The following is a 26,053-nucleotide window of genomic DNA, read 5'->3' as shown; positions in this document are numbered from 1 at the left end:
CCGCTTCGGAGTGGATCATGACGGCGCTGATCAGGCGTTATCCGGTCGCGGCGCCGGTTGCGGCGCTGGTCACGTTCGCGATCTTCTTCGTGATGACGGTGCTGATCGCCACCGGCAAGTCGGCGTTCACCGAGCAAGTCCAGGGGCGGGTCATCGACTTCGTGCGCGTCAAAAAGGACGAGGATGTGGAGCGCAAGGAGCGCAGGCCCGACCGCCCGCCGCCGCCGGACCGCCCGCCGCCGCAGCCCGAAGTGCCGCAGCAGCAGCTCAGCGCACAGGCGATCAAACAGGATTTCGCGATCGGCGCGGTCAGCGCCGATGTCGAGGTCGAGGTCTCCGCCGGCATGGGCAGTGCCGGCGCCGCGGACGGCGACTACCTGCCGATCGTCAAGGTCGCGCCGGTGTATCCGCAGCGGGCGCTCGCGCGAAGGATCGAGGGTTGGGTGCTGGTCGAGTTCACCGTCACCGAGACCGGCGCGGTCGTGGACGCGCGCGCGGTCGAGGCCGATCCACCCGGCATCTTCGAGGAAGCGGCGGTCGAGGCTGCGCTCAAGTTCCGCTACAAACCGCGCGTCATCGACGGCAGGCCGGTCGCGGTCAGCGGCGTACGGAACCTGATCCGTTTCGAGATGGAGAAGTAGTCATGCGCAAGACGATCCTGATGCTGGGTGTCCTGCTTGGCCTGTTCTCGCCGGCGCTACTGGCGGAAGAATCAGCGGCACGCGGGGAACGCACGGTCGCGATGCGCGAGGCGACGTTCAAGCAGCTCAGCAAGGCGCGCGAGCTCGCCGAGCGGGACGAGCACGCCGAGGCGATCGCGATCCTCACGCGCATTGCCGACGATCGCCATGCGAACGGTTACGAAAAGGCCCAGGCCTACTACCTGCTCGCGTTCTGCCACTATGAGCGGGGCGACAACGCCAAGGCGATCGCGGCCTACGAGCAGGTGCTGCAGCAACAGGGCGTGCCTGACAGCCTGCGCGCCGGCACGCAGTATGCGATCGCGCAGATGTACATGGCGACCGAGCAGTGGGCAAAGGCGGCCGCGGTGCTCGAACAATGGTTCCAGAACACCGAGGCGCCGAGTGCGAACGCCTACGTGCTGCTCGGTCAGGCCTACTTCCAGCTCAAGCAGTACGACAAGGCCAAGCGGCCGATCGAGCGCGCGATCGTCAACGCCAAGAACAGCGGTGAGCGGGTCAAGGAGAACTGGCTGCTCTTGCTGCGCTCGATCTATTACGAATCCGGTGACTACCGCAACATGATGGTGGTGCTCAAGGATCTCGCCGCGCTCTATCCGAAGCGCGAGTACTGGCTGCAGCTCGCCGCCGTGTACGGCGAGCTCGACGATCCGAAGCGCCAGCTCGCGGCGATGCTCGCCGCCTACGACCAGGGCTATTTCGAGCGCGGCCAGGACTACGTTGGTCTCGCGCAGTTGCTGCTCGGCAACGACGTGCCGTATCGCGCCGCCAAGGTGTTGCAGGAGGGCATCGACAAGAAGCTGGTCGAGGCCGATGCGCAGCATCTGAACCTGCTGGCCGATGCCTATGTGCGCGCCAAGGATTACGAGGCGGCGATCGAGGTACTACGCCGTGCCGCGCACGTCGCCGGCGACGGCGAGTCGGAACTGCGCCTGGCGCAGGCGTTGATGGAGCAGGGCCAGTGGCGCGAGGCCGCCGAGGCCGCGCGCCGCGCGATCGACAAGGGCGGTCTGCGTCGCCCGGACATCGCCAACGTCGTGCTCGGTCTGGCGCTGTACGAGCTGAATCAGTTACCGGCGGCGCAGGCGGCCTTCGCCAAAGCCGCCGAGGACGAACGCTCGCGCACCGTGGCCGAGCAGTGGGCGCAGTTCATCGCCCGCGAACAGGAGCGCATGCGCGCCATCGCCGCGTTCGGCTCGTCGGTCTGATCAGGTCGGTGGCGCGGTCTGGACCATCGACGGCCGCTGCGCGAACTGCGCGTGCCAGGCGGCCAGCGATGCCGCCGACTGGCGCCATTCGAGGTAGGGCAGCCGAAAGTCCAGGTAGCTGAGCGCGACGCCGGCAGTGATTTCGAGGACGCCGACGCCGGTGAGCGACAAGGCGCCGCATTCCGCCTCCAGCACGGCGATGGCGCGCTGGATGGCCAGCGCCTGGCGGTCCAGGAATGGAATGTAGACGATGCCTTCCGGGCGCCGACGCTCGTAGACGGTGGCCACCGCGGCATCGATGATGCCCTCGGCGATGCGCTGCAGGCGCAGCGTTGCCCAGCGGCGGCTGCCGCGCGGCAGCGGCGCGAAGCCGCCGTGACGTGCCTGCAGGTATTCGAGAATCAGGTTCGAATCCGGCAGCGCCTCCCCGCGATCGGTCACCAGGGTCGGGATCTTGGACATCGGATTCGCCGCGAGCAGCTCGGGCGGCGGTGCGAACGGATCGGTCATGATCATCTCGACCGAGGCCGCGATGCCCTGCTCGATCAAGGCCACGCGCACCTTGCGCGAGTACGGCGAGGTCAGGCTGCAGTAGAGGCGCATGGCGGCTGCGGCGGTCAGTTGCCGGCGAGTTGGTCGAGATAGCGCTCGGCGTCGAGCGCCGCTTGGCAGCCGCTACCGGCCGAGGTGATCGCCTGGCGGTAGACGTGATCCATGACGTCGCCGGCTGCAAACACGCCGGGCACGCTGGTTGCGGTGGCGTCGCCGTCGCTGCCGGACTTGACCTTGATGTAGCCGCCGTTCATGTCGAGCTGACCCTCGAAGATGCCGGTGTTCGGCGTGTGGCCGATGGCGATGAACACGCCCTTGACGGCGATCTCGCGCGTTATGCCGGTCTTGACGTGGCGGATGCGCATGCCGGTGACGCCGCTCTCGTCGCCGAGTACCTCATCGAGCGTCGAATCCCAGACGATCTCGACCTTGCCCTCGGCCTGTCGCTTGAACAGCTTGTCGTGCAGGATCTTCTCGCCCTTGAAGCGGTCGCGGCGGTGCACCACGGTGACCTTGCGCGCGATGTTCGACAGGTACAAGGCTTCCTCGACTGCGGTATTGCCGCCACCGATCACGGCGACGTCCTGGTTCTTGTAGAAAAAGCCGTCGCAGGTCGCGCAGGCGGACACGCCCTTGCCGCGGAACGCCTGCTCGCTGTCGAGGCCCAGGTATTTGGCGCTGGCGCCGGTGGCGATGATCAGCGCATCGCAGGTATAGCGCCCCTGATCCCCGGTCAGCGTGAACGGGCGGTTCTTCAGATCGACCGTGTGGATGTGGTCGTAGATGAGCCGTGTGTCGAAACGCTCGGCGTGCTTTTGCATGCGCGCCATCAGATCCGGGCCGAGCAGACCCTCGACGTCGCCGGGCCAGTTGTCGACCTCGGTCGTGGTCATCAACTGACCGCCCACTTCCAGCCCAGTGATCAGCGCCGGACGCAGATTGGCGCGCGCGGCGTAGATCGCGGCGGTGTAACCGGCGGGGCCGGAGCCGAGAATGATCAGGCGGTGGTGCTGGCTGTTCATGCGTGTTGTTCCCGGTGGCAGCGCGATGCGCGGGGCGCCGCATGCTACGGGCGGGGGGATGATAGGTCAAAGCATTTCGATTGATGACGGCGATAGCGCAGTGCCATGCAGGCAGCGGCGCAGCGCCTGTCACGAATTGGTCATCTATTGTTCATATCCTTGGTCCGTTTTTTAATGGGATCATGCCGATGCAGGGCAAGTTGATACTGGTGGTGGATGACGAGGCGCCGATCCGCGAGCTGCTGCGCTTCGCGCTGTCGCGCGCGGAGTTCCGTGTCGTCGAGGCCGAGTCGGCACAGGATGCGCGGTTGCGCATCGCCGACCAGCGACCGGACCTGATCTTGATGGACTGGATGATGCCCGGGGTGTCCGGCATCGAGCTGACGCGCGAGCTCAAGTCGCAGATCACGACCCGGGACATCCCCATCATCATGGTGACCGCACGCGCCGAGGAGGAGGACGCGATCCGCGGGCTCAACGTGGGCTGCGACGACTACGTTTCCAAGCCGTTTTCGTATCCTGAACTGATTGCACGCATCCACGCCGTCCTGCGCCGCGCGGTGCCGGGTGGTGAGGAGGAGCGCGTGGCGATCAACGGCTTGGTGGTCGATGCGGCGAGCCAGCGGGTCACCGCCAGGGGCCAGCCGGTCAAGCTCGGACCGACCGAGTACCGCCTGCTGCACTTTTTCGTCAGCCACCCCGAGCGCGTCTACTCGCGCGAGCAAGTGCTCGACCGCGTCTGGGGGCAGAACGTCTACGTCGAGGAGCGCACCGTCGACGTGCACATCCGCCGTCTGCGCAAGGCGCTGGAGCCTTTCGGTTACGATGCGATGATTCAGACCGTGCGTGGGTCCGGCTATCGCTTCTCCGAGAAAATCTGAAGATGGGATGAGTGCCGCCGCGGGCGATCGGCCGAGGTCCGAGACCGCCCCCGCGGCGCCCGTCGTCGTGCCTGCGGCGACGCGGCTGCGCCTGTGGCGCCGCGAGCTGCTGCGGCTCGCGCTGGCCTTGCTGCTCGGCGCATTGGTCGGCGGCTGGCTGGAGCATGCGGCCGTTGGCGTCGCCGTCGTGCTGCTGGTGCTGCTGTTGCAGCAGACCCGCCACGTGATCCGCCTGCGTCTGTGGCTGCAGGCGCCCAAGCGCGTCGAGCTGCCCGAGCCCGGTGGCCTGTGGGGCGAGGTGTTCGACGGTCTCGTCGATCTGCAGCGCAAGAACCGCAAGAAAAAGAAGAAGCTCGCGGCGATCCTCGCCGAGTTCCAGGCGTCGACGGCGGCTCTGCCCGATGGCGCGGTGGTGCTCGGCGAGCGTGGCGAGATCGCCTGGTTCAATGGCGCTGCACAGCGCCTGCTCGGTCTGCGCTCGCCGCAAGACATCGGCATCCGCGTGCCGAATCTGATCCGGCATCCCGACTTCGCCCGGTACTTCGACGGCGGCGATTACGCGCGCGAGGTCGAGGTGCCGTCGCCGATCAACCCCGCCAAGACCCTGTCGCTGCGCATCGTGCCTTACGGCAACCATCAGCGCCTGCTGATCGCGCGTGATGTCTCCGAACGGCTGCTGCTGGACGCCGCCCGGCGCGATTTCGTCGCCAATGCCTCGCACGAACTGCGCACGCCGCTGACGGTGCTCCGCGGCTATCTCGATCTGATGGAGGCCGAGGCCAAGGGGGATGGCACGCTCGCGCCATGGCGGTCGCCGATCGACGAGATGCGCCAGCAGGCGGTGCGCATGGAGAACCTGATCAACGACATGCTCAAGCTCGCGCGCCTGGAATCCGCCCGTGCGCAGATGCGGCAGGACCCGCTCGATGCGCCGGCGCTGATCCAGCGTGCGGTCGAGGACGCGCGCCAGCTCTCGCGCGGCCAACACCGTTTCGAGCTGGACATCGACCCGCGCCTGGGGCTGACCGGCGGCGAAACGCAATTGCAGAGCATTTTCGTCAACCTGATCGGCAACGCCGTGCGCTACACCCCGCCGGGCGGGGCGATCCGCGTGCGCTGGCACGAAAGCGCCGAGGGGGTGCGCTTCTCGGTGGCCGATACCGGCATCGGCATCCCGCAGAAGGACATTCCGCGCCTGACCGAGCGCTTCTATCGCGTCGATGTGGGCCGCTCGCAGGCCAGCGGCGGCACCGGCCTGGGACTGTCGATCGTCAAGCACGCGCTCGAGGCCTTCGACGCACGTCTGGAGATCGAAAGCGAGGTCGGCGTCGGCAGCACCTTCTGTTGCGTTTTCCCGCCGCAGCGGACCCTGCGCCTGCCGGCGGTCGCCGCAGCGGCATCGAATCGCGACTGAGCACGGCGCGGCCACCCCGGCCGACCGCTGTCATCAAACTGTCACGAAAGTTTCATACTGTGCGCGCGTCTTGCGGCCAGACTGCGCCGCCCACCAACACCGGATCGAGGACGCCCATGAAACGTTGGATCGCTGCTCCCGCTGTTCTGGCCCTGATGCTCGCGCTCGGCGCCTGCGGCAAGAAGGAAGAACCCACCCTCCCGGCGGCGCCGAGCCCGGCAGCCGCGCCCGCGACCGCGGTGCCGCAGGCGACGCCGACGGCCGAGCCGGCTGCGGCCGAAAGGGCGGTCGAGGCGGGTTCGACGACCGTGGACCCGGCGCTGCCGGTGTACCAGCCGGTCGCCGGCGTCTCGGGCAACTTCTCCAGCATCGGCTCGGACACGCTGAACAATCTGATGACGCTGTGGGCCGAGGCGTACCAGAAGTTCTATCCCAACGTGAACATCCAGATCCAGGGCGCGGGCTCGTCCACGGCGCCGCCGGCGCTGACCGAGGGCACCGCCAACTTCGGGCCGATGTCGCGGCCGATGAAGGACCAGGAAATCCAGGCCTTCGAGCAAAAATACGGCTACAAGCCGACTGCGGTCGGCGTCGCCATCGACGCGCTCGCGATTTACGTGAACAAGGACAATCCGATCGAGGGCCTGTCGATCCCGCAGGTGGACGCGATCTTCTCGGCCACGCGCAAGTGCGGCGGCGCCAAGGATCTGACCCGCTGGGGCGATCTCGGGCTGACCGGCGAGTGGACCAGCCGTCCGTTCCAGTTGTACGGCCGCAACTCGGTGTCCGGCACCTACGGGTACTTCAAGGAGCACGCGCTGTGCAAGGGTGATTTCAAGTCCACCGTCAACGAACAGCCGGGCTCGGCCTCGGTGGTGCAGTCGGTTTCCACCAGCCTCGCGGCGATCGGCTATTCCGGTCTGGGCTACAAGACCTCGGGAGTGCGCGCGCTGCCGTTGTCGGCCAAGGACGGTGATCCCTTCGTCGAAGCCACCGACGAGAACGCGGTGTCGGGCGACTATCCGCTGTCGCGCCTGCTCTACGTCTATGTGAACAAGGCGCCGAACAAGCCGCTGCCGCCGCTGGAAGCCGAGTTCTTCCGCATGGTGCTCTCGCGCCAGGGTCAGGAAGTGGTGCAGAAGGACGGCTATACCCCGCTGCCTGAAAAGCTCGCCGCCCGCATCCGCCGCGATCTCGGCCTCGAGTAATCCCGCATCCGGCCCGGGGCGGCGGTGGTCGTCGCCCTGGCGTATCCAGAGTCTGCCATCGTTCAGGCCCGCGCCCGCTGGCGCGGGCGTCACCTGGGAGTGCACATGAATAAACTCCTGTTGGGAACCGGCGTCCTGCTCGCCGGCATCGTCGCGGCGCCCGCTTGGGCCGAAACCGTGGAAACGCGCGGCGGCATCAAGGTCACGTCCGACGACGGCCGTTTTTCCGCGCGGCTGGGCGGTCGCATCCATCTCGACAGCAACGTCTGGATCGACGACGACGAGTTCGGCGATCTGCCCACCGGCGTGTTCTTCCGCCGCGCGCGTCTGACGCTCGAAGGCGAGGCCTACGGCTGGACATACAAGTTCGAGAACGACTTTGCCGGCCAGAACGGCGACAACGGCTCGGGCTTCCGCGAGATGTGGATCGGCACCGAGCTGGCTGGTGTCAAGCTGCGCCTCGGCCAGGCCAAGCCTTATCGCGGCATGGAGGAGCTGACCAGCTCGAACGACCTGCTGTTCATGGAGCGCCCCTTCGCGAGCGGCTCGGGCATCTACCGCCAGTACCAGACCGGCGTCTTCGCGGACGCCGCCGGCACGAACTACGGCTGGGGGGTTGCCGCCTACAACCTGCGCAATGGCGCCGACAGCGACGACGACACCGACGGTATGGGCGTGACCGCCCGCGGCTACGTCTTGCCGGTGCTCGGCGACGAGGTGCTGTTCCACGTCGGCGGCATCGCCAGCCTCGACAAGCCGGCCAATGGCAAGACCGTGGGCGCGTCGGTGCGCTATGCCGGCCGCCGCGGCCCGTCGCAGGGCCTGGGCAGCACCACCGACGAGCAGCAGAGCCTGGGGCTGGAGCTGGCCGGCCGCGTCGGCGCGCTGGCGCTGCAGAGCGAATACCACTTTGTCACACTCGCGCAACCCGCAGGGGAAGATACTGAGCTCTCGGCCGCGTACGTCCAGCTTTCGTGGCTGCTGGGGGGCGAGGTCAAGCCGTATGATGTGAAAAAGGGCGTGTTCAAATCGCCGAAGCCGGCCAGCGCTCTGGGGGCGTGGGAGTTGAAGCTGCGTTACGACCGTATCGACCGCAAGGGCAATGATCCGGACGTCGATGTCGGTCAGCTTTCTGCGGGCGCCAACTGGTTCGTCAACCCGAACGTGCGCTTCATGTTCGAGTACATTCAGGGCGAAGTCGATTCGAACGTCGAGGGCAGCCTGGTGGCGGCGCGGGCGCAGCTCAGCTTCTGACCCAAGGCCCCGCCATTGCCATACCCATCCGATCCCGGGCGCACACCACAGCCATGAGCGAACCCCAGTCCAGCCTCGCCAGCCCCGGCATGCAGAGCATCATTGCCGGCAAGGCGCCGGGCATGCGGTCACGCTATCTCAAGGACGGCGTGGCGCGTTGGGTGGTGTGGCTGGGCGGGCTGGGCGTGATCGGCGCGCTGCTGCTGATCTTCGTCTACCTGCTGTCCGAGGTCGTGCCGTTGTTCCGTGGCGCTCACATCGAGGCCCGGCAGAGTTTTGCGATGCCGGGCCCGCAGGCGTCCACGCTGTATGTCGCCGCCGAGGAGCAGGGCGAGATCGGCCTGCGCGTCACCGGCAGCGGCGAGCTGGTGTTCTTCGACTTATACAGCGGCGAGCTGCGCGATCGCCAGCCGATCGCGCAGGCCGACGGTCAGGTCGTCGGCCTCGCCGAAATCTCGGCCGAACGCGGCGAACTCGCGGTGCAGCTCGCCGACGGGCGCGTCAGCGTGCTGCGCCATCGCTATCGCGTCAGCTATCCGGATGGCCGACGCCTGATCACGCCGTATGTCGAGTATCCGATGGGTGAGGCGCCGCTGCCGTTCATGGACGCACCGGGCCACGGCCTGGTCGCGCGCGCCGAACGCAATGCGCTGGTGCTCGCCGCCATCGACGCGAGCGGCGACGTCGAGATCAAGCGCTTCGACCGACGCGAGAATCTGCTGGGCGAGGTCGAGGTCGAGGAGGGTGCGCTGCAACGGTTCACACCGGCGGTCAAGGCGGACATGCTGCTGCTCGAGCCGTTGCTGAGCTGGCTGTACGTGATCGACCGCGAGGCCGGGCGCATCGCCATGTACCGTCTCGGCGGCGCTACCGCGCAGCTCGTCGGCGTTTACGAAGTGGGCTCGGCCGTGCGCGCGGCGCGTTATCTGTCCGGCGGCATCTCGATCGTCGTCGCCCAGGCCGATGGTGTGATCTCGCAATGGTTCCCGGCGCGCGACGATCAAGGCGCCTACTACCTCGCGCGTGTGCGCGACTTGCGCCCGCCCAAGGGCAGCGCCGAGCCGACGGCGATTGGCGTCGAGTTGCGCCGCCGCACGTTCGCGGTCGGCCACGCCGACGGCCAGGTCACGCTGTACCACGCCACCGCTCACCGGCGCATCGTCAGCGAAAAGCTGCTCGACGGCGCGGTCGCGCTGCTGGCCTTCAATCCCCGTGCGCAATACCTGATGGCGGTCGGCGCCGACGGCCAGATCCGCGGCTTCGACGTCGACAACGAGCACCCTGAGGTTTCGCTCAAGGCGCTGTGGGGCAGGGTCTGGTACGAAAGCTATGACGAGCCGCGCCTGTTGTGGCAATCGGCGGCCGCGACGTCGGACTTCGAGCCCAAGTTCAGCTTGACGCCGTTGTCGCTCGGCACGCTCAAGGGCGCGTTCTACGCGATGATCTTCGCCGTCCCGCTGGCGGTTCTCGGCGCGATCTTCACCGCGTACTTCATGTCGGCACAGATGCGCCAGCTGGTCAAGCCGACGGTCGAGATCATGGCGGCGCTGCCGTCGGTGATCCTCGGTTTTCTCGCCGGCCTGTGGCTCGCACCCTTCGTCGAGACCAATCTACCCGGCGTGTTCTTGACGCTGATCCTGCTGCCCTTGTCGGTGCCGATCTTCGGCTACGCGTGGCTGCGCATGCCGCGCGCGCTGCGCTACCGCGTGCCGGCCGGCTGGGAAGCCGCGCTGCTGGTGCCGGTGATCGCGCTGGTGGTGTGGTTTTGCTTTGCCGTCGCCAAGCCGATCGAGGCGGTGGCCTTCGGCGGCAACATGCAGGCGTGGATGGATCAGACGCTGGGCATCGGCTACGACCAGCGCAACGCGATGGTGGTCGGCATCGCCATGGGCGTGGCCGTGATTCCGGTGACCTTCTCGATCGCCGAGGACGCGATCTTCACCGTGCCGCGGCACCTGACGCTGGGTTCGCTGGCACTCGGCGCGACCACCTGGCAGACCCTGGTGCGCGTGGTGCTGCCGACCGCGAGCCCCGGCATTTTTTCGGCGGTGATGATCGGTCTGGGTCGCGCCGTCGGCGAGACCATGATCGTGCTGATGGCCACCGGCAACACGCCGGTCACCGATTTCAGCATGTTCTCGGGCATGCGCACGCTGGCGGCCAACGTCGCCGTCGAAATGCCGGAGTCGGAGGTCGGCAGCACGCACTTCCGGCTGCTGTTCCTCGCTGGCCTCGTGCTGTTCGTGTTCACCTTCCTGCTCAACACCCTGGCCGAGGTCGTGCGCCAGCGGCTGCGCGCGCGTTACAGCAACCTCTGATCCCTGCTCATGGAACCGACCTCACCGTCCTACGCGCAGCAGCTCGCCGCTGGCGACACCTCGACGGTCGCCGCCTACGTCAAGTCCGGCCAGCCGTGGATCTGGCTGACCGCCGCGGCAATCTCGGTCGCCTTCATCATCACCCTGTCGCTGCTGGTGTTGACCGCATCGCGCGGCCTGCCGCACTTCTGGCCGGCGGATCTGGTGCAGGCGCGTTACGTGCAGCCGGGCGCGCCGGTCGTGCCGCTTTTGGCCGAGATCCGCTCGCAGGAGGAGGTGACCGCGGCGCGTCTGCTCGATGCCGGCTTGCCGGTCGACCCCGAGCGCGACCTGTACGAGCGCATCCTGCTCAAGATCGGCAATCGCGACGTCGGCGGCGTGGATTTCCGCTACGTGATCGCCGACTGGCTGATCGACCGTAGCACCCCGGCCGACGCCGTGGTCTTCGAGCGCCTCGAATGGGGCAATTTCCACGGCTTTCTCGACGCGGTGGAGGTCGACGGCAACCTCATCGGCGGCGACGAGGCCTGGGCCGCATACCAGAAGGCACAGCGCCGTGTCGATGCGCTGCGCGCGCAGATCCGCGAGATCGAGAAGCGGCGCATCGGCGCGATCAACTACGAGATCGAACGCATCCGCCTGCAGCGCCGCCGGCTGGAGCTCGACGGCAAGTCACCCGAGACGCATGCGAGCGAGTTCGCCGCGCTTGATGCACGCCGCCGCGAGCAGGATCAAAAGTACGAGGCGCTGCGCGCCGAGCTCAATGCGCTCAACCGCGAGATCCGCCGTGACGCGGTGCGCGTGCGCACCGTCGACGGTCAAGTACGATCGATCCCGCTGGCGCTGCTGGTGCACGGCTACCGGCCCAACCAGATGAACGTGCTGGCCAAGACCGGTCACTTCCTCGGCAAGATCTGGGAGTTCGTCTCCGCAGAGCCGCGCGAGGCGAATACCGAAGGCGGCATCTTCCCGGCGATCTTCGGCACGGTGCTGATGGTGATCATCATGTCGATCGTGGTGACGCCGTTTGGCATCCTCGCGGCGCTGTACCTGCGCGAGTACGCGCGCCAGGGCGCGATGACACGCGCGATCCGCATCGCCGTGAACAATCTCGCCGGCGTGCCGTCGATCGTGTTCGGCATGTTCGGCCTGGGCTTCTTCGTCTACTTCATCGGCGGTGGCATCGACCGCATGTTCTACCCGGAGGCCGCACCGGCGCCGGTGTTCGGCACGCCGGGCATCCTCTGGGCCTCGCTGACGCTGGCGCTGCTGACGCTGCCGGTGGTAATCGTCGCCACCGAGGAAGGGCTGACGCGCATCCCGCGCTCGCTGCGCGAGGCCTCCTTGGCGCTGGGCGCGACCAAGGCCGAAACCCTCTGGCGTGTGGTGTTGCCGATGGCCTCGCCCGCGATGATGACCGGGTTGATCCTGGCGATCGCGCGCGCCGCCGGCGAGGTCGCACCGCTGATGCTGGTCGGCGTGGTCAAGCTGGCGCCGACACTGCCGATCGACGGCAACTTTCCGTTCATCCATTTCGAGCGCAAGTTCATGCATCTGGGCTTCCACATCTACGATGTGGGCTTCCAGTCGCCCAACGTCGAGGCCGCGCGGCCGCTGGTCTACGCGACCTCGTTCCTGCTCGTGCTGGTGGTCGTGCTGCTCAACGTCAGCGCGGTCATGATCCGCAACCGCTTGCGCGAGCGCTACAAGGCACTGGATCATTGATCCCGGCCGGCGCGAGAGTATCCCCCATGGAATCCACCCCTATGTCCGGCGTTCAACCCAAGACGGCACTGGCCGAAGGTCTCGACATCGACGCGATGCGGCGCGAACAGGCCCGCACGGGGCTGGCCGACGAGCGGATCGCCCTCGAAGTCGATCGACTGAACCTCTATTACGGCGCGGCGCAGGCGCTCAAGAACATCAGCCTGAAGATCGCCCAGCATCGGGTCACCGCGTTCATCGGGCCGTCGGGCTGCGGCAAGTCCACGTTGCTGCGCTGCTTCAACCGCATGAACGACCTGATCGACGGTTGCCGCATCGACGGCCAGATCCGTCTGCACGGCAAGAACATCTTCGATCGCGACGTCGACGTGGCGATGCTACGCCGGCGCGTCGGCATGGTGTTCCAGAAGCCCAACCCGTTTCCGAAGTCGATCTACGAGAACGTCGCCTATGGCATGCGTCTGGCCGGCGTCACCCGCAAGCGCGATCTCGACGACACCGTTGAGTGGGCGCTCAAGGGCGCGGCGCTGTGGGACGAGGTCAAGGACCGGCTCGACGATTCCGCGCTGAGCCTGTCCGGCGGTCAGCAGCAGCGCTTGGTGATCGCGCGTGCCATTGCGATTCAGCCCGACGTGATCTTGCTCGACGAGCCGTGCTCGGCGCTGGATCCGATCTCGACGCTCAAAGTCGAGGAGCTGATCAACGATCTAAAGAACCGCTACACCATCGTCATCGTCACCCATAACATGCAGCAGGCCGCGCGCGTGTCCGACTACACCGCGTTCATGTACCTGGGTGATCTGATCGAATACGGCAGCACCGACCAGCTCTTCACCAAGCCCAAGCAGAAGCAGACCGAGGATTACATCACCGGCCGATACGGCTAACGGACGGCGGTCGACTGGAAACTGGCAATTCGAAACTCATCTATGAGCACCCCCGGCTACAAGCAACACATCTCCAGTCAGTTCAACGCCGAGCTGGAGGACGTGCGTCAGCGCGTACTGGCGATGGGCGGACTGGTCGAGCAGCAGATCGTCGATGCGACCCGTGCGCTGATGGACGCCGACAGCGAACTCGGCCAGCAGGTCGCGAAGAACGACTACAAGGTCAACGAGCTGGAAGTCTTCATCGACGAGGAATGCGCGCGCATCCTCGCGCGGCGCCAGCCCACCGCCAGCGACCTGCGCCTGGTCTATGCCGTGATCAAGACCATCACCGATCTCGAACGCATCGGCGACGAGGCCGAGAAGATCGCGCGCATGGCCGTCGACCTGTCCTCGCAGGACCGGCTCAGCGTCGGCATGCTGGAGGTCCAGCACCTGTCGCGCCACGTGGTGCAGATGGTGCACGACGCGCTCGACGCCTTCGCGCGCATGGACGCCGAGGCGGCGCTGGCCGCGGCGCGCGAGGATCAGGCGATCGACCGCGAGTACGAGTCGCTGATGCGCCAGTGCATCACCTTTATGATGGAAGACCCGCGCACGATCCGCCGGGTCATGGACATCATCTGGAGCGTGCGCGCGCTCGAACGCATCGGCGATCACGCCAAGAACATCGCCGAGTACGTGATCTACTACGTCAAGGGCAAGGACGTGCGCCACGTCTCGATCGAGGCCATGGAACGCGAGGTCAAGGGCGGCTGAGCCCTTCGCGCCGGCCGCGCCCGTCATCGCGGCGTCACGCCGCCGTCATCGCGGCTGCCTACAGTCGCCCCTTCGTCAGATCCGACCAAGGGGTGTACAGGCATGCGTTTCAAGCAGGGGTTGGCCGCCGCGTTCGCGGCACTGGCACTTTGTCTTTCGGCCTGTGACGGCGACGACGGCGCCACCGGACCGGCCGGTCCGCAGGGGCCCGCCGGTCCGCAGGGGCCGGGTGGCAGCGCTGAGGTCTTGCTCGACCTGTCGCTGATCGGCCGCTACGCCGCGAACGTGTTCGATGAAGGCGCGGCCGAGATCATCGACCATGATCCCAAGACCCAGCGATTGTTCGTGATCAATGCTGCGGCGGCGACGGTCGACGTGCTCGACGTCGCCGATCCGAGCGCGCCGGTGCTGCTCGAAACCATCGATGCCAGCGCCGAGGGTGCGGGGGCCAACAGCGTCGCGATCTTCGACGGCGTCGCCGCGGTGGCGATCGAGGCCGATCCGAAGACCGATCCGGGCAAGGTCGTGTTCTACGACACCACCAGCCTGCAGAAGCTCGGCGAAGCGAGGGTCGGCGCGCTGCCGGACATGCTCACGTTCACCCCCGATGGTAAGGCGGTGCTGGTCGCCAACGAAGGTGAACCGAGCGAGGGTTACACCGTCGATCCGCCCGGCTCGGTCAGCGTCATCGACGTGAGCGGCGGGTTTGCGAACCCGAGCGTCGCCACCGCGGATTTCTCGGCGTTCAATGCACAGGCGGCGGCGCTGCGCGAATCCGGCGTGCGCATCTACGGTCCCGGCGCCACGGTCGCGCAGGATCTGGAGCCGGAGTACATCGCCGTCGCCCCCAATGGTGCATCAGCCTGGGTGGCGCTGCAGGAGGCCAATGCGATCGGTGTGCTCGACCTATCGGACCTGTCGGCGCCGGTGTTCACCGAGGTACTGCCGCTGGGCTACAAGGACCATCGCGTGCTCGGCAACGAGCTCGACGCCAGCGACCGCGATGGCGCGATCAACATCCGCAACTGGCCCGTGTTCGGCATGTACCAGCCGGATGCGATCGCGAGTTACGCCTTCAACGGCAAGACCTACTACATCACCGCGAACGAGGGTGACGACCGCAACGATTTCATCCCAGGCGGGGAGACGACGCGCATCAAATCCCTGACGCTCGATGCCGAGGCCTTCCCAGATGCGGCGACGCTGCAGGCCGACGAGGCGATCGGCCGGCTCGCGGCGACGCGCTTCAACGGCGACACCGATGGCGACGGCGACTTCGACGCGCTGTACGTGCTCGGCGGCCGTTCGTTCTCGATCTGGAGCGAGGGCGCGATGCAGCTCTACGACAGTGGAGCCGATTTCGAGCGCATCACGGCGCGGCGCTATCCGCAGAACTTCAACGCGAGCCATGACGGCAACGAGGCCGAGGACCGCAGCGATGCCAAGGGGCCGGAGCCGGAAGGCCTGGTTCTCGGCCAGATCGCCGGGCGCACGTTCGCGTTCATCGGTCTGGAACGCATCGGCGGCATCATGGTTTACGACGTGACCAATCCGCAGAGCGCGCGCTTCGTCCAGTACCTCAACTCGCGCGATTTCAGCCGTACGCCGGGGGATGATCCCCAGGCCGGCGACCTCGGCCCCGAGGGGCTGGTGTTCATCGCCGCCGAGGACAGCCCGATCGACGTGCCGATGCTGGTGGTCGGGCACGAGGTCAGCGGCACCACGGCGTTCTACCGTATCGACGTGATCGAACTCGACTGACCGGCCCGCAGGCACCGCGAGCCGCCGGCGGATGCCGGCGGCTCATACTTTCGACGCCGCGAGTCCGGCGCGGCGCCGATCGTCTACACTGCGCGCCTTCATGGCCCGCCGCAAACCCCGAACGCTCAGGATCGCGCTCGCGTCCACGCTGCTCGTCGCCGCGAGCGTCGGGCTCGTGTTCCTGAGCGCCTACCTGTTGCGGCTCGACCGCGAGATTCGCGAGCGCTTCGCCGGTGCGCGCTGGGCCCTGCCGGCGCAGGTCTATGCGGCGCCGATGGAGATCTATACCGGGCTCGAGCTCAGTCCCACCGAGCTGGTGCATGAGCTCAACCGCCTGGGCTACCGCGAAGACCCGCACCTCGCCGGTCCGGGCAGCTTTGTGCCCTCGCGCAGCCAAATCGACATCCACGTGCGCGAGTTCGCTTTTTGGGATGGACCGCAGCCGGCGCAGACGCTCGCCGTGCGCTTCGGTGGCGAGCGCATCGCCTCGATCGCGCGTATCGGCGACGGCGCGCCGGTGGATATTTTCCGTCTCGATCCGATGCTGATCGGCAGCATCTCGCCCAGCCACGGCGAGGACCGCGTGCTGGTGCGCATCGACGAGGTGCCGCAGTTGCTGATCGACGGCCTCGTCGCGGTCGAGGACCGCCAGTTTTACAGTCACTTTGGCGTCAGTCCGCGCGCGATCCTGCGCGCGATGCTCGCCAATCTGCGCGCCGGCCGCGTGGTGCAGGGGGGCAGCACGATCACCCAGCAGCTGGTGAAGAACTTCTTTTTGAACAATCGCCAGACCTGGGCGCGCAAGATCAACGAGGCCTTCATGGCCCTGCTGATCGAGCGCCACTACGACAAGGACGAGATTCTCGAGGCCTATCTCAACGAGGTGCATCTGGGCCAGGACGGCAGCCGTGCGGTGCACGGTTTCGGCCTGGGGGCGCGTTTTTATTTCAACAAGCCGTTGGCCGAGCTGGAGCCGCAGGAGATCGCGCTCTTGGTCGGCCTGATCAAGGGGCCCTCGTTCTACAACCCGCGGCGCCACGCCGAGCGCGCGCTGGCGCGGCGCAATCTGGTGCTCGAGGTCTTTCTCGCCGACGGGCTGATCGATGAGGCCGCGTACCGGCGCGCGCTGGCGCAGCCGCTGGGCGTCGACGGCGGCCGCAGCGGTGGCGCCGAGCGTTATCCGGCCTTCGTCGATCTGGTCAAGCGTCAGTTGCGCGGCCAGTACGACGAAGCCGATCTGACCAACGAGGGTTTGCGGATCTTCACGACGCTCAACCCGCGCGTACAGGAGGCGCTGGAGCGGCGCATCGTCGAAGGACTGGCCGAGATCGAGCGGACGCGCAAGATCAAGCCGCAGACGTTGCAGGCAGCCGGCGTGATCACCAGCGCCGACGGCGGCGAGGTGCTGGCGCTGGTCGCCGGCCGCGAGGTGCGTTTCGCCGGCTTCAACCGCGCGCTCGACGCGCAGCGGCCGATCGGTTCGCTGGTCAAGCCCTTCGTCTATCTGACCGCGCTCGAGCGGCCGGGCGAGTTCAACCTGTATTCGATCCTGCCGGACGAGCCGATCGAGCTGCGTCTGCCGCACGGCGCGCTGTGGGCGCCGCGCAACTACGACAGGCAGTTGCACGGTCCGCAGCCGCTGTATCGTGCGCTGGCGCAGTCGTACAACCTGCCGACGGTCTACACCGGGCTGCGGGTCGGCGCCGAGCAGGTGCTGCGCACGATCCGTCGCGCCGGCTATGAGGGCGACGCCCAGGCGCTGCCGTCGCTATTCCTCGGCGCCATCGGCATGTCGCCGCTGCAAGTGGCGCAGATCTATGGCACGCTCGCCGCCGGCGGTTTCCAGGCGCCGCTGTCGGCGATCCGCGAGGTGCAGACCAAGGACGGCGAGCCGCTGTCGCGCTATCCGATCGCGGTGCGTCAGACCCTGCCGGACGGGCCGGTGTATCTGATCGGCTGGGGCATGCAGCGCGTGGTCAGTGAGGGCACCGGCCGCGGCGTCTACGCGGCGCTGCCGGGTCACGCCATCGTCGCCGGCAAGACCGGCACCACCGACGACTACCGCGATAGCTGGTTCGCCGGGTTTTCCGCCGACCGCGTCGCCGTGATCTGGGTCGGGCGCGACGACAACCAGCCCACCGGGCTGTCGGGCGCCAGCGGTGCGTTGCCGATCTGGGCGCGGGTGATGCGCGACATCGGCGTACGCAATTTCGATCCGATTCCGCCGGCCAGCGTCGAGCTGCTGCGCGTGGACCGGCTGACCGGGCTGCTCGCCGACGGCGGCTGTTCCGATACCCTCGAGATCCCGTTCATGGCCGGCTGGGGTCCGCAGGAATGGGCGCCCTGCGCCTACGGCGGCGAGCAGTCGGCGCCGCTGCGCTGGCTGCGCGAGATCTTCGGCGACTGAAGCACACTAAACTCACGTACGGGCAGCGCAAGGACAAGGGGTGTCGTGAAGCGGATCGTCGTGCTCGGGATGGTGCTGGGTCTGTCGGCGTGTGCGAGCAGCGAGGGCCAACGTCGAGTGTGGACCCCGGAGGAACCCACCATCGTCGGCCAGCCGGTGGCGACGCCAGCGCCGTCGGTACCGGCACGGCCGTTGCCGCCGCCGGGCATCAGCGACGCGCCGGGCCAGCCGCAGCGCGCGGAGGACCTGAGCGGCGCCGCGGTCACCGCGCTGATGCGCCAGGCCCGTACGGCCCTCGATGCCGGCGCACCGCAGCAGGCGGCGTCCGCGCTAGAGCGCGCGCTGCGCATCGAGCCGCGCAATCCCTTCGTTTGGTCGCTGCTCGGCGAGGCCTATCTGGCGCAGGCCAACTACGCCCAGGCCGACAGCGTCGCGGCCAAGTCCAATGCGCTGGCGCACGGCAACCCCTGGGTCGAACTGCAAAACTGGCGCACCATCGCCAACGCGCGCGCGGCGCTTGGCGACCCAAGCGGCGAGAGCGCCGCGCGGCAGCGCGTGCGTGAGCTGGAGCAGTGGCTGCAGGACGGCGGTGGCCGTTAACCGTCACGCCGGTTGCGAGCCGCTTGGCGCGGACGGTCCGCTGGCGCGGCACCTCCCGGATTTTGCGCCGCGGGCCGCACAGCAGCGCATGGCGGAGTTGGTCGAGGCAGCGCTGCGCGAGCGTGCGATGCTCGTCGTCGAGGCCGGTACCGGTACCGGCAAGACCTATGCCTACCTGGTGCCGGCCCTGCTGTCCGGCCTGCGCACGGTGATATCGACCGGCACGCGCACCTTGCAGGATCAGCTCTTCCATCGCGATCTGCCACGGGTGCGCGAGGTGCTCGCGCCCTCGGTGCGCGTCGCGCTGCTCAAGGGCCGCGGCAACTATCTGTGCCTGCACCGCATGAAGCGCGCGCGCAGCCTGCTGGCGCAGTCCGAGCATGCCGAGCGCTTGCGCGAGGTCGAGGACTGGGCGCGGCGGACCGAGCACGGCGAGTTGTCCGAGCTCGGCGAATTTACCGAGGACCAGCCGCTGACGCGGCAGATCACCTCGACCGCCGACAATTGTCTGGGCAGCCGCTGCGAGGACTTCGACGACTGCTTCGTCGCGATCGCGCGGCGGCGCGCGCAAGCGGCCAACCTGGTCGTGGTCAATCACCACCTGCTGCTGTCGGACTTCACGCTCAAGGATCAGGGCTTCGGCCAGATCCTCGCCGGTGCCGACGCGGTGATCCTCGACGAGGCACACCAGTTGCCGGAGCTGGCGGCGCGGTTCTTCGGCCGGCGCGTGTCGACGCGGCAGATCCTAGAGCTGGCGCGCGATGCCGAGATCGAGGCGCAGAACTGCGGCGACCTGCCCGAGTTGGTCGCGGCCGCGCAGCGCCTGACCGCCGACGTGAGCGCGCTCGAGGCCTGTTTTGCGTCCGGCGGCGGCGGCCGTCGACCGCTCGCGCGTTTTCGCGACGATCGGCGCACCGATCGGCCGCTCGAACGGCTCTCGGAGTCACTCGATGCCCTGCATGCGCAGTTGTCGCCGCTGGAGGAGCGCAATGCCGAGATCGCCGCGGTGCTCGAACGCGCGCACGACCTGCGCGAACGCTGGCGGCACATCCTCGCGGCGCCGGCCGAGGTGGATGGCGCGGCCGAGGTGCGCTGGGTCGAATCCGAGCAGCAGGGCGGCAGCTTCCACGCGACGCCGATCGCGCTCGCCGCGGGGTTCCGCCGCATGCGCGAGACCTATCCCGGCGCTTGGGTGCTGACCTCGGCGACGCTCGCCGCCGGCGGTGACTTTTCGCACTTCTTGCGCACACTGGGGATCGAGGATGCCCGCACCGCATGCCTCGACAGCCCTTTCGACTACGCACGGCAGGCGCGGTTGTATCTGCCCCGCGGGATGCCGGATCCCAACCAGCCCGGCTATGCCGAGGCGGTCGCTGACGCCGCGGTGCCGGTGATCGAGGCCGGCGGCGGCGGTGCTTTCGTGCTGTGCACCAGCCACCGCGCGCTGCGCGTGATCGCCCAGCAGTTGCGGGCGAAGCTGGCGCTGCGCGTGCTGGTGCAGGGCGAGGGCACGCGCTCGGCGCTGCTCGACGACTTCACCGCCGACGGCAACGCCGTGCTCGTCGGCACCAGCAGTTTCTGGGAAGGCGTCGACGTGCGCGGCCAGGCGCTGCGCCTGGTGATCATCGACCGTCTGCCCTTTGCAGCACCCGGCGATCCGGTGCTCGACGCCCGGATCGACGCGATCCGTGAAGCCGGCGGAAATCCGTTCTTGGAGCTGCAATTGCCGCAAGCCATCGTCATGCTGCGCCAGGGCGTCGGCCGTCTGATCCGCGACGACGCCGATCGCGGCCTGCTGATGCTGTGCGACCCGCGACTGACGCAGAAGCGCTATGGCCGCGAGGTGCTCGCCGCGCTGCCGAAGATGCCGGTGCTGCGCGAGCTTAAGGATGCAATGGCGTGGATGCGCCAACTCAGGAGGATCCGGTCATGAAGCTGCTGGCCATCGACACCGCGACCGAGGCCTGCTCGGTGGCCCTGCACGTGGACGGGCAGATCCTCGCGGACCACGTCGTCGCCGGCCGCTCGCACACCGAGCGGCTGATGCCCATGGTGTACGCGCTCTTGGCGCAGGCCGGCCTGTCGATCACCCAGCTCGACGGCTATGTCTGCGGCATAGGCCCCGGCAGCTTCGCCGGCGTGCGCATCGGCGTCGGTTACGTCAAAGGGCTGGCGCTGGCGCACGAGCGGCCGGTGGCGCCGGTATCCTCGCTAGCGACGCTGGCCTTGCCGCCGCTGCGCAGTGGCGCCGCGCGCGTGCTCGCGGCCATCGATGCGCGCTTGGACGAGGTCTACCTCGGCGTCTTCGCCGCCGACGCTGACGGCCTGCCGCAGACGCTGCGCGCCGAAACCGTGTGCGCGCCGCAGGCGGCACCGGCGCTCGAGGCGGGCGAGTGGATCGCCGTCGGCAGCGGTTGGGGCCGCTATGCCGACGCGCTGCGCGCAGCGACCGGCGTGCAGCCATCGGCGGTCGATGCCGCGGCGCTGCCGCGCGCCGACGATGCGCTGGCGATCGGCCTGGCGTGTTTGCGCGCGGGGCGGGGGATAGGCGCCGATGCGCTGGCGCCGGCCTATCTGCGCAACAAGGTCGCGCTGACGCTCGAAGAGCAGCGCGCGCGCCGCTCGTAGCGGCGCATCGCTGGAGAAGCGCGGCCGATTCAGGCACACTCGCGCTCCCTCGCGCACGCTGTCCGCGGTGCGCAAGCTTCGACGGTGGCCCGTGCCGGCCCTTCGCGACGGCAAGCCGTGAACCCCGCCAGGCCCGGAAGGGAGCAACGGTAGCGGCGACGCCGGGTGCCGGAGTCCGCTGGTACGGGTCCACCACCCAATGGCGGTTTCCGGTTGGAAGTTTCCAGTTTGCAGTAGAGGCGAGGACGCGCCGTGACTGGAAACCCCCGACCGGAAACTGGAAACTGACGCGATGAGCTACCTCGCCCTCGCCCGCAAGTACCGCCCGCGCCGCTTCGAGGACGTGGTCGGCCAGGATCACGTCGTCAAGGCGCTGGCGCACGCGCTCGCCGGCGACAAGCTGCATCCGGCGATCCTGCTCACCGGCACCCGTGGCGTCGGCAAGACCACGCTGGCGCGCATCGTCGCCAAGTGCCTGAACTGCGAGATCGGGGTCAGCGCCAATCCCTGCGGTCGCTGCTCGGCCTGTGTCGAAGTCGATCAGGGCCGCTTCGTCGATCTGCTCGAAATCGACGCCGCCAGCAACACCAGCGTCGACGACGTGCGCCAGCTCATCGACAACGCGCAGTACGCCCCGGCGCGCGGGCGCTACAAGGTCTATCTGATCGACGAAGTGCACATGCTGTCGAAGAGCGCGTTCAACGCGCTGCTCAAGACCCTCGAAGAACCGCCACCGCACGTCAAGTTCATCCTCGCCACCACCGACCCGCAGAAGCTACCGGTGACGGTGTTGTCGCGCTGCCTGCAGTTCAATCTCAAACGCCTGCCGGTCGCGGTGATCCGCGAGCAGCTCGGCAAGGTGCTCGACGCCGAGAATGTCCCATTCGAGCCGGGCGCCGTCGCCGAGATCGCGCGCGCGGCCGATGGCTCGATGCGCGACGGTCTGTCGCTGCTCGACCAGGCGATCGCCTTCTCCGGCGGCCAGCCGCTTGCGCACAGCGGCGTCGAGGAGATGCTCGGCACCAGCGGTCGGGACCGTCTGTACGAGCTGCTGCGCGCGCTTTCGGCGGGCAATGCCGAGGCGCTGCGCGAGGGTCTGCAGGCGCTCGACGCCCAGGCGCCGGACTACGCCGCGCTGCTCAGTGATCTGGCGACGGCGCTGCAGCGCATCGCCGTGCTGCAGATGCTGCCGGGCGCGCGCAGCGAGGACGACGACGAGGCGCTGCTGGCGCTGGTGCCGCAGTTCACCCCGGAACACGTGCAGTTGCTCTACCAGATCGCCGTCAACGGCCGCCGCGACCTGCCGTGGGCGCCGGCGCCGCGCATCGGCTTCGAGATGAGTGTGCTGCGCATGCTCGCGTTCCAGCCGATCGACGGCGAAGCGGGGGTGCCGACGCCGTCGCTCGGGCGCGGGTCGGCACAGGCTGCCGCGACGGGCGCCGACGCGGCCGGCTCGGCGGCGCACTCCGCCGCGGCCGATCTGCCCTGGGAAGCACGCGTTGCCGCGCTCCCGCTCGATGGCTTCGCGCGCCAACTCGCACGGCATTGCGCCTTCATCGGGCAAGAGGGCAATCTCGTGCGCCTGCGCCTCGATGTCAAACTGCGTCATCTGCTGGTCGAGGAACGCCGCGCGGCGCTCGAGGCGGCGCTGTCGCAGCAGGCCGGCCGCGCGCTGCGCGTCGAGATCGAACAGGCCACGGATGAGACGCTACCGACGCCGGCGCAGCTCGCGCAACAGCGCGAGATCGAGCGTCAGCGCGCCGCCGAGACGACGATGCAGGCAGACCCCGTCGTGCGCGCCTTCCAGGAACAGTTCGGCGCCCGCATCCGGCCCGGATCGGTGCGCGTGCTCGACAGTTGATCGACTTCAAGACCTTCGGAGAACGGCCATGAAAGGTGCACTCGGCCAGATCATGCGGCAGGCCCAGCAGATGCAGGACAACATGCGGCGCGTGCAAGAGGAGATCGCGCGCATGGAGGTCACGGGCGAGGCCGGCGCCGGCATGGTCAAGCTCACGCTCACCGGCAGATACCAGTGCCGCAAGGTCGAGATCAACCCCGACGCGCTCAAGGAAGACAAGGAGTTCGTCGAGGACCTGATCGCCGCGGCGATCAACGATGCGGCGCAAAAGGTCGAGGAAGCGACCAAGGCCAAGCTCGGCGCCGTCACGGCGGGGATGCAGTTGCCTCCCGGGTTCGCGGGCTTGGGCTAGCGAAAGTCCAGTGGACATTCGCCGAGGCCGCGAACGCCTGGCCAAGGAGCGTTTGCATCGGCGCGTCGTGACTGGACGTCACGACGAGTTGGGTAAACGCCGGGCAGGGCGTTCTAGGTGGCGCACCGTTTCGCCGCGGAAGGCCTGGACAACGCTTGTGAATCCATTCAGCGCGCCCGCGGCCCCTTGCGCGCGTACATGCGCGCGTCTGCCTGACGTAACAAGTCGTTCATGCTCGCAGCATCCTGCGGATAGCGCGCCACACCCAGACTGGCGCCGACGTGGACCTCGACCGGCGCCTCGTGGCCGGGGAGGTCGAGCGCGAACGGGCGCTCGAGCTGCCGCGCGATGCGCTGACACAGCGCATCGAACTCCTCGTTCGAGGTGACGCTTTCGACGACGATGCCGAACTCGTCGCCGCCGAGTCGGGCGACGGTGTCGACCGCGCGCATCTCTGCGCGCAGGCGCTCGGCGATCGCCCGCAGCAGCGCGTCGCCGGCGGCATGTCCGTAGCGGTCGTTGACTGGCTTGAAGCGGTCGACGTCGAGATAGATCAGTGCCATCGACTTTCCGGTGCGCTGCGCGCGCTGCAGCGCGCTGTCGAGGCGGTCGGTGAACAGCAGGCGGTTGGGCAGGCCGGTGAGCGTGTCGTGCATCGCCAGATGCCGGGCCTTGGCTTCGGCGATGGCGAGCGCCTGACGCACGCGGAACAGTTCGAGGAACACCTTGACCTTGGACAGCAGGATGAATTCGTCGATCGGCTTGGCGATGTAGTCGACCGCGCCGACGGTATAGCCGTGCATGCGGTGCAGATCGTCCTTGTACGCGGCGGTGACGAAGATCACCGGCGTGGCCTGGGTGCGCTCATCGTCCTGCAGCAGCGTCGCGACCTCGAAGCCGTCCATCTCCGGCATCTGCACGTCGAGCAGGATCAGCGCGAAGTCATGATCCAGACAGGCCGACAGCGCTTCGTTGCCGGAACTGGCCTCGATCAGCTCGCAGTCCATGCGCGCCAGCAGCCGCCGCATCGCGACCCGGTTGGCGGACGTATCGTCGACGACGAGCACCTTGGGAAGGCTGACGGGATCGGTCGGGGTCATGCGTGGAATGCCTGATTGAGTCGAAGGGCGATGTCGTCGAGCGGCAGTGTCGCGTCGGCACCGGCGATGCGCAGCGCCGCCGCGGGCATCTGCGGCGCCTCGGCCTCGTGAGGCGCTTGCACCAGCGCGGTCCCGCCACGCGCGCGGATCGCCGCCAAGCCCTGCGCGCCGTCGTCGTTGCTGCCGGTGAGCACGACGCCGGTGAGACGCGCGCCACAGGCGTCGGCGGCGCTGGCGAACAGCACGTCCACCGAGGGGCGCGCATGATGCACCCGGTCATCGACCGAAAGCGCGAAGCAGCCGTCGCGCTCGATCAGCAGATGATAGTTGCCGGGTGCTAGATGGACGCGGCCGGCCTCGATGCGTTCGCCGGCCAGCGCTTCGACCACCGGTAGCCGGCAGTCGCGCGCGAGCACGCCGACCAGCGCGTCGACCGTCGACTCGCGGATGTGCAGGACGACGACGACCGCGGCCGCAAAAGGCGGCCGCAGCGCGCCGAGCAGCCGGCGCAGCGCGGTGACGCCGCCCGCGGACGCGCCGATGGCGATCACGTGCGGCAGCTCAGCCATGCGCGCTCGGGTTGCGACGATACAGCGCGGCGCGGCGGTCCAGCAGCGTGAAGCGCTCGCGGATCTCGTGGCGTGACATCGACTCCTTCTCGCCCAAGCACAGGAAGCCGCCGCGGACCAGGCTGTCGGCGAACAAGGCCAGTGCCCGTTGTTGCAGCGGCGGCTGGAAGTAGATCAGCACGTTGCGGCACAGGATCAACTGCGTCTCACAGAACACGCCGTCGGCGGCGAGATTGTGCGGTGCGAAGGTGACGTTGCGTTTGAGGGCATCGTCGAGCTTGATGTGGCCGTAACGGGCGTGGAAGTAGTCGGAAAAGCTGTGCCGGCCTCCGGCCAGCCGGTAGCTGTCGGCGTACTGGGGCAGTTCACGCGCCGGATAGATGCCTTCACGCGCAAGCGCCAGCGACTTTTCGCTGATGTCCGTCGCCCAGATGCGCGTGCGCTCGTACAGGCCGGCTTCTTCGAGCAGGATCGCCAGCGAGTACACTTCTTCGCCGCGGGCACAGCCGGCCTGCCAGACGTTGATGTGCGGATAGCTGGCGAGCAGCGGAAACACCAAACGCAACATCGTCGCGAAACTCGGCGGATCGCGGAAGAACTCCGAGACCGGCACCGAGAGCTGGTCGACGACCTCGGTGATCGGCACGCCGCCGTGCAGGACGCGCTCGGTGAGCTGGCTGATGTTGGCGACGCCGGTGTGGATCAAGAGGTTCTGCACGCGCCGCCGCAGCGAGGCGCGGGCGTAGCCGCCGAAGTCGTAGCCGAAGCGCTGGTGCAGCGCTTCGAGCAGCAGGTCGAGCTCGATGTCCTCCAGATCGCGCGGCGCGGCCGGCATGGTCATCGTCT

At 68.0% G+C, this 26,053-nt stretch carries 22 protein-coding genes and 1 other RNA gene; 18 read left to right on the top strand and 5 right to left on the bottom strand.

The window, feature by feature from the left end; translation table 11 throughout:
* Positions 1–17 precede the first annotated feature (17 nt).
* Together ABSH63_RS10125 and ABSH63_RS10120 are read left to right on the top strand one after the other, a co-directional pair.
* Positions 18–641, top strand: coding sequence for an energy transducer TonB (locus ABSH63_RS10125; RefSeq protein ID WP_434223267.1), 624 nt, complete (start codon positions 18–20; stop codon positions 639–641).
* Positions 642–643: 2 nt separating this feature from the next.
* Entirely contained in the window at positions 644–1,909 is a 1,266-nt protein-coding gene (locus ABSH63_RS10120; protein ID WP_352889493.1) for a tetratricopeptide repeat protein, read from the top strand.
* Here the strand turns inward: ABSH63_RS10120 and ABSH63_RS10115 are convergent, their stop codons facing one another.
* Both ABSH63_RS10115 and trxB read right to left on the bottom strand, forming a co-directional pair.
* Complete coding sequence (locus tag ABSH63_RS10115; protein WP_352889492.1) at positions 1,910–2,512, bottom strand: glutathione S-transferase family protein; 603 nt, start codon at positions 2,510–2,512, stop codon at positions 1,910–1,912. It lies immediately after the preceding gene.
* Between the two features lie 14 nt (positions 2,513–2,526).
* On the bottom strand, positions 2,527–3,483 hold the full coding sequence (trxB, locus tag ABSH63_RS10110) for a thioredoxin-disulfide reductase (protein WP_352889491.1): 957 nt from the start codon (positions 3,481–3,483) through the stop codon (positions 2,527–2,529).
* A 188-nt stretch (positions 3,484–3,671) separates the two neighbouring features.
* Here trxB and phoB point away from each other — a divergent pair, with 188 nt between their 5' ends.
* The 16 genes from phoB (at position 3,672) to ABSH63_RS10030 (ending at position 23,538) form a co-directional block, all read left to right on the top strand.
* Positions 3,672–4,364 carry a phosphate regulon transcriptional regulator PhoB gene (phoB, locus tag ABSH63_RS10105; RefSeq protein WP_352889489.1) on the top strand — a complete coding sequence of 231 codons (693 nt, stop codon included), beginning with the start codon at positions 3,672–3,674 and terminating at the stop codon, positions 4,362–4,364.
* 7 nt (positions 4,365–4,371) lie between these two features.
* Positions 4,372–5,778 (top strand): phosphate regulon sensor histidine kinase PhoR, encoded by a 1,407-nt coding sequence (gene phoR / locus ABSH63_RS10100; protein WP_352889488.1) that lies wholly within the window; start codon positions 4,372–4,374, stop codon positions 5,776–5,778.
* A 116-nt stretch (positions 5,779–5,894) separates the two neighbouring features.
* A complete protein-coding gene (locus tag ABSH63_RS10095) occupies positions 5,895–6,986 on the top strand; it encodes a PstS family phosphate ABC transporter substrate-binding protein (RefSeq protein WP_352889487.1) in 1,092 nt (363 codons plus the stop codon).
* Between the two features lie 105 nt (positions 6,987–7,091).
* Positions 7,092–8,240: an OprO/OprP family phosphate-selective porin gene (locus ABSH63_RS10090; RefSeq protein ID WP_352889486.1), complete on the top strand. Its 1,149-nt coding sequence runs from the start codon at positions 7,092–7,094 to the stop codon at positions 8,238–8,240.
* Between the two features lie 53 nt (positions 8,241–8,293).
* Entirely contained in the window at positions 8,294–10,558 is a 2,265-nt protein-coding gene (locus ABSH63_RS10085) for an ABC transporter permease subunit (protein WP_352889485.1), read from the top strand.
* A gap of 9 nt (positions 10,559–10,567) precedes the next feature.
* Complete coding sequence (gene pstA, locus ABSH63_RS10080; RefSeq protein WP_352889484.1) at positions 10,568–12,283, top strand: phosphate ABC transporter permease PstA; 1,716 nt, start codon at positions 10,568–10,570, stop codon at positions 12,281–12,283.
* 26 nt (positions 12,284–12,309) lie between these two features.
* On the top strand, positions 12,310–13,170 hold the full coding sequence (pstB, locus tag ABSH63_RS10075) for a phosphate ABC transporter ATP-binding protein PstB (protein ID WP_352889482.1): 861 nt from the start codon (positions 12,310–12,312) through the stop codon (positions 13,168–13,170).
* Positions 13,171–13,212: 42 nt separating this feature from the next.
* Positions 13,213–13,929, top strand: a complete 717-nt coding sequence (gene phoU, locus ABSH63_RS10070; protein WP_352889480.1) for a phosphate signaling complex protein PhoU — start codon at positions 13,213–13,215, stop codon at positions 13,927–13,929.
* Positions 13,930–14,031: 102 nt separating this feature from the next.
* On the top strand, positions 14,032–15,690 hold the full coding sequence (locus ABSH63_RS10065; RefSeq protein WP_352889478.1) for a choice-of-anchor I family protein: 1,659 nt from the start codon (positions 14,032–14,034) through the stop codon (positions 15,688–15,690).
* A gap of 100 nt (positions 15,691–15,790) precedes the next feature.
* Positions 15,791–18,097: a penicillin-binding protein 1B gene (gene mrcB / locus ABSH63_RS10060; protein ID WP_352889477.1), complete on the top strand. Its 2,307-nt coding sequence runs from the start codon at positions 15,791–15,793 to the stop codon at positions 18,095–18,097.
* A 45-nt stretch (positions 18,098–18,142) separates the two neighbouring features.
* Complete coding sequence (locus tag ABSH63_RS10055) at positions 18,143–18,697, top strand: tetratricopeptide repeat protein (protein WP_352889475.1); 555 nt, start codon at positions 18,143–18,145, stop codon at positions 18,695–18,697.
* Positions 18,657–20,630, top strand: a complete 1,974-nt coding sequence (gene yoaA, locus ABSH63_RS10050) for a DNA repair helicase YoaA (protein ID WP_491630891.1) — start codon at positions 18,657–18,659, stop codon at positions 20,628–20,630. The genes ABSH63_RS10055 and yoaA overlap by 41 nt, the downstream gene beginning before the upstream one ends.
* Entirely contained in the window at positions 20,627–21,325 is a 699-nt protein-coding gene (gene tsaB, locus ABSH63_RS10045) for a tRNA (adenosine(37)-N6)-threonylcarbamoyltransferase complex dimerization subunit type 1 TsaB (protein WP_352889472.1), read from the top strand. Before yoaA ends, tsaB begins: the two co-directional genes overlap by 4 nt.
* 91 nt (positions 21,326–21,416) lie before the next feature.
* Positions 21,417–21,513, top strand: an RNA gene (gene ffs / locus ABSH63_RS10040) — signal recognition particle sRNA small type.
* A gap of 104 nt (positions 21,514–21,617) precedes the next feature.
* Complete coding sequence (gene dnaX / locus ABSH63_RS10035) at positions 21,618–23,186, top strand: DNA polymerase III subunit gamma/tau (protein WP_352889470.1); 1,569 nt, start codon at positions 21,618–21,620, stop codon at positions 23,184–23,186.
* Positions 23,187–23,214: 28 nt separating this feature from the next.
* Positions 23,215–23,538 (top strand): YbaB/EbfC family nucleoid-associated protein, encoded by a 324-nt coding sequence (locus tag ABSH63_RS10030; RefSeq protein ID WP_352889469.1) that lies wholly within the window; start codon positions 23,215–23,217, stop codon positions 23,536–23,538.
* Between the two features lie 167 nt (positions 23,539–23,705).
* Here ABSH63_RS10030 and ABSH63_RS10025 read toward each other — a convergent pair whose 3' ends face one another.
* The 3 genes from ABSH63_RS10025 to ABSH63_RS10015 are packed head-to-tail and all read right to left on the bottom strand — an operon-like array spanning position 23,706 to position 26,048.
* Entirely contained in the window at positions 23,706–24,638 is a 933-nt protein-coding gene (locus ABSH63_RS10025; protein ID WP_352889468.1) for a diguanylate cyclase domain-containing protein, read from the bottom strand.
* A complete protein-coding gene (locus tag ABSH63_RS10020; RefSeq protein ID WP_352889466.1) occupies positions 24,635–25,207 on the bottom strand; it encodes a chemotaxis protein CheB in 573 nt (190 codons plus the stop codon). The genes ABSH63_RS10025 and ABSH63_RS10020 overlap by 4 nt, the downstream gene beginning before the upstream one ends.
* A complete protein-coding gene (locus ABSH63_RS10015) occupies positions 25,200–26,048 on the bottom strand; it encodes a CheR family methyltransferase (protein ID WP_352889464.1) in 849 nt (282 codons plus the stop codon). Before ABSH63_RS10015 ends, ABSH63_RS10020 begins: the two co-directional genes overlap by 8 nt.
* Positions 26,049–26,053 lie beyond the last annotated feature (5 nt).

Source organism: Sinimarinibacterium thermocellulolyticum (genome assembly GCF_040327995.1).
Lineage (GTDB): Bacteria > Pseudomonadota > Gammaproteobacteria > Nevskiales > Nevskiaceae > Solimonas > Solimonas thermocellulolyticum.
This window is presented reverse-complemented; position numbering and strand designations above follow the sequence as displayed.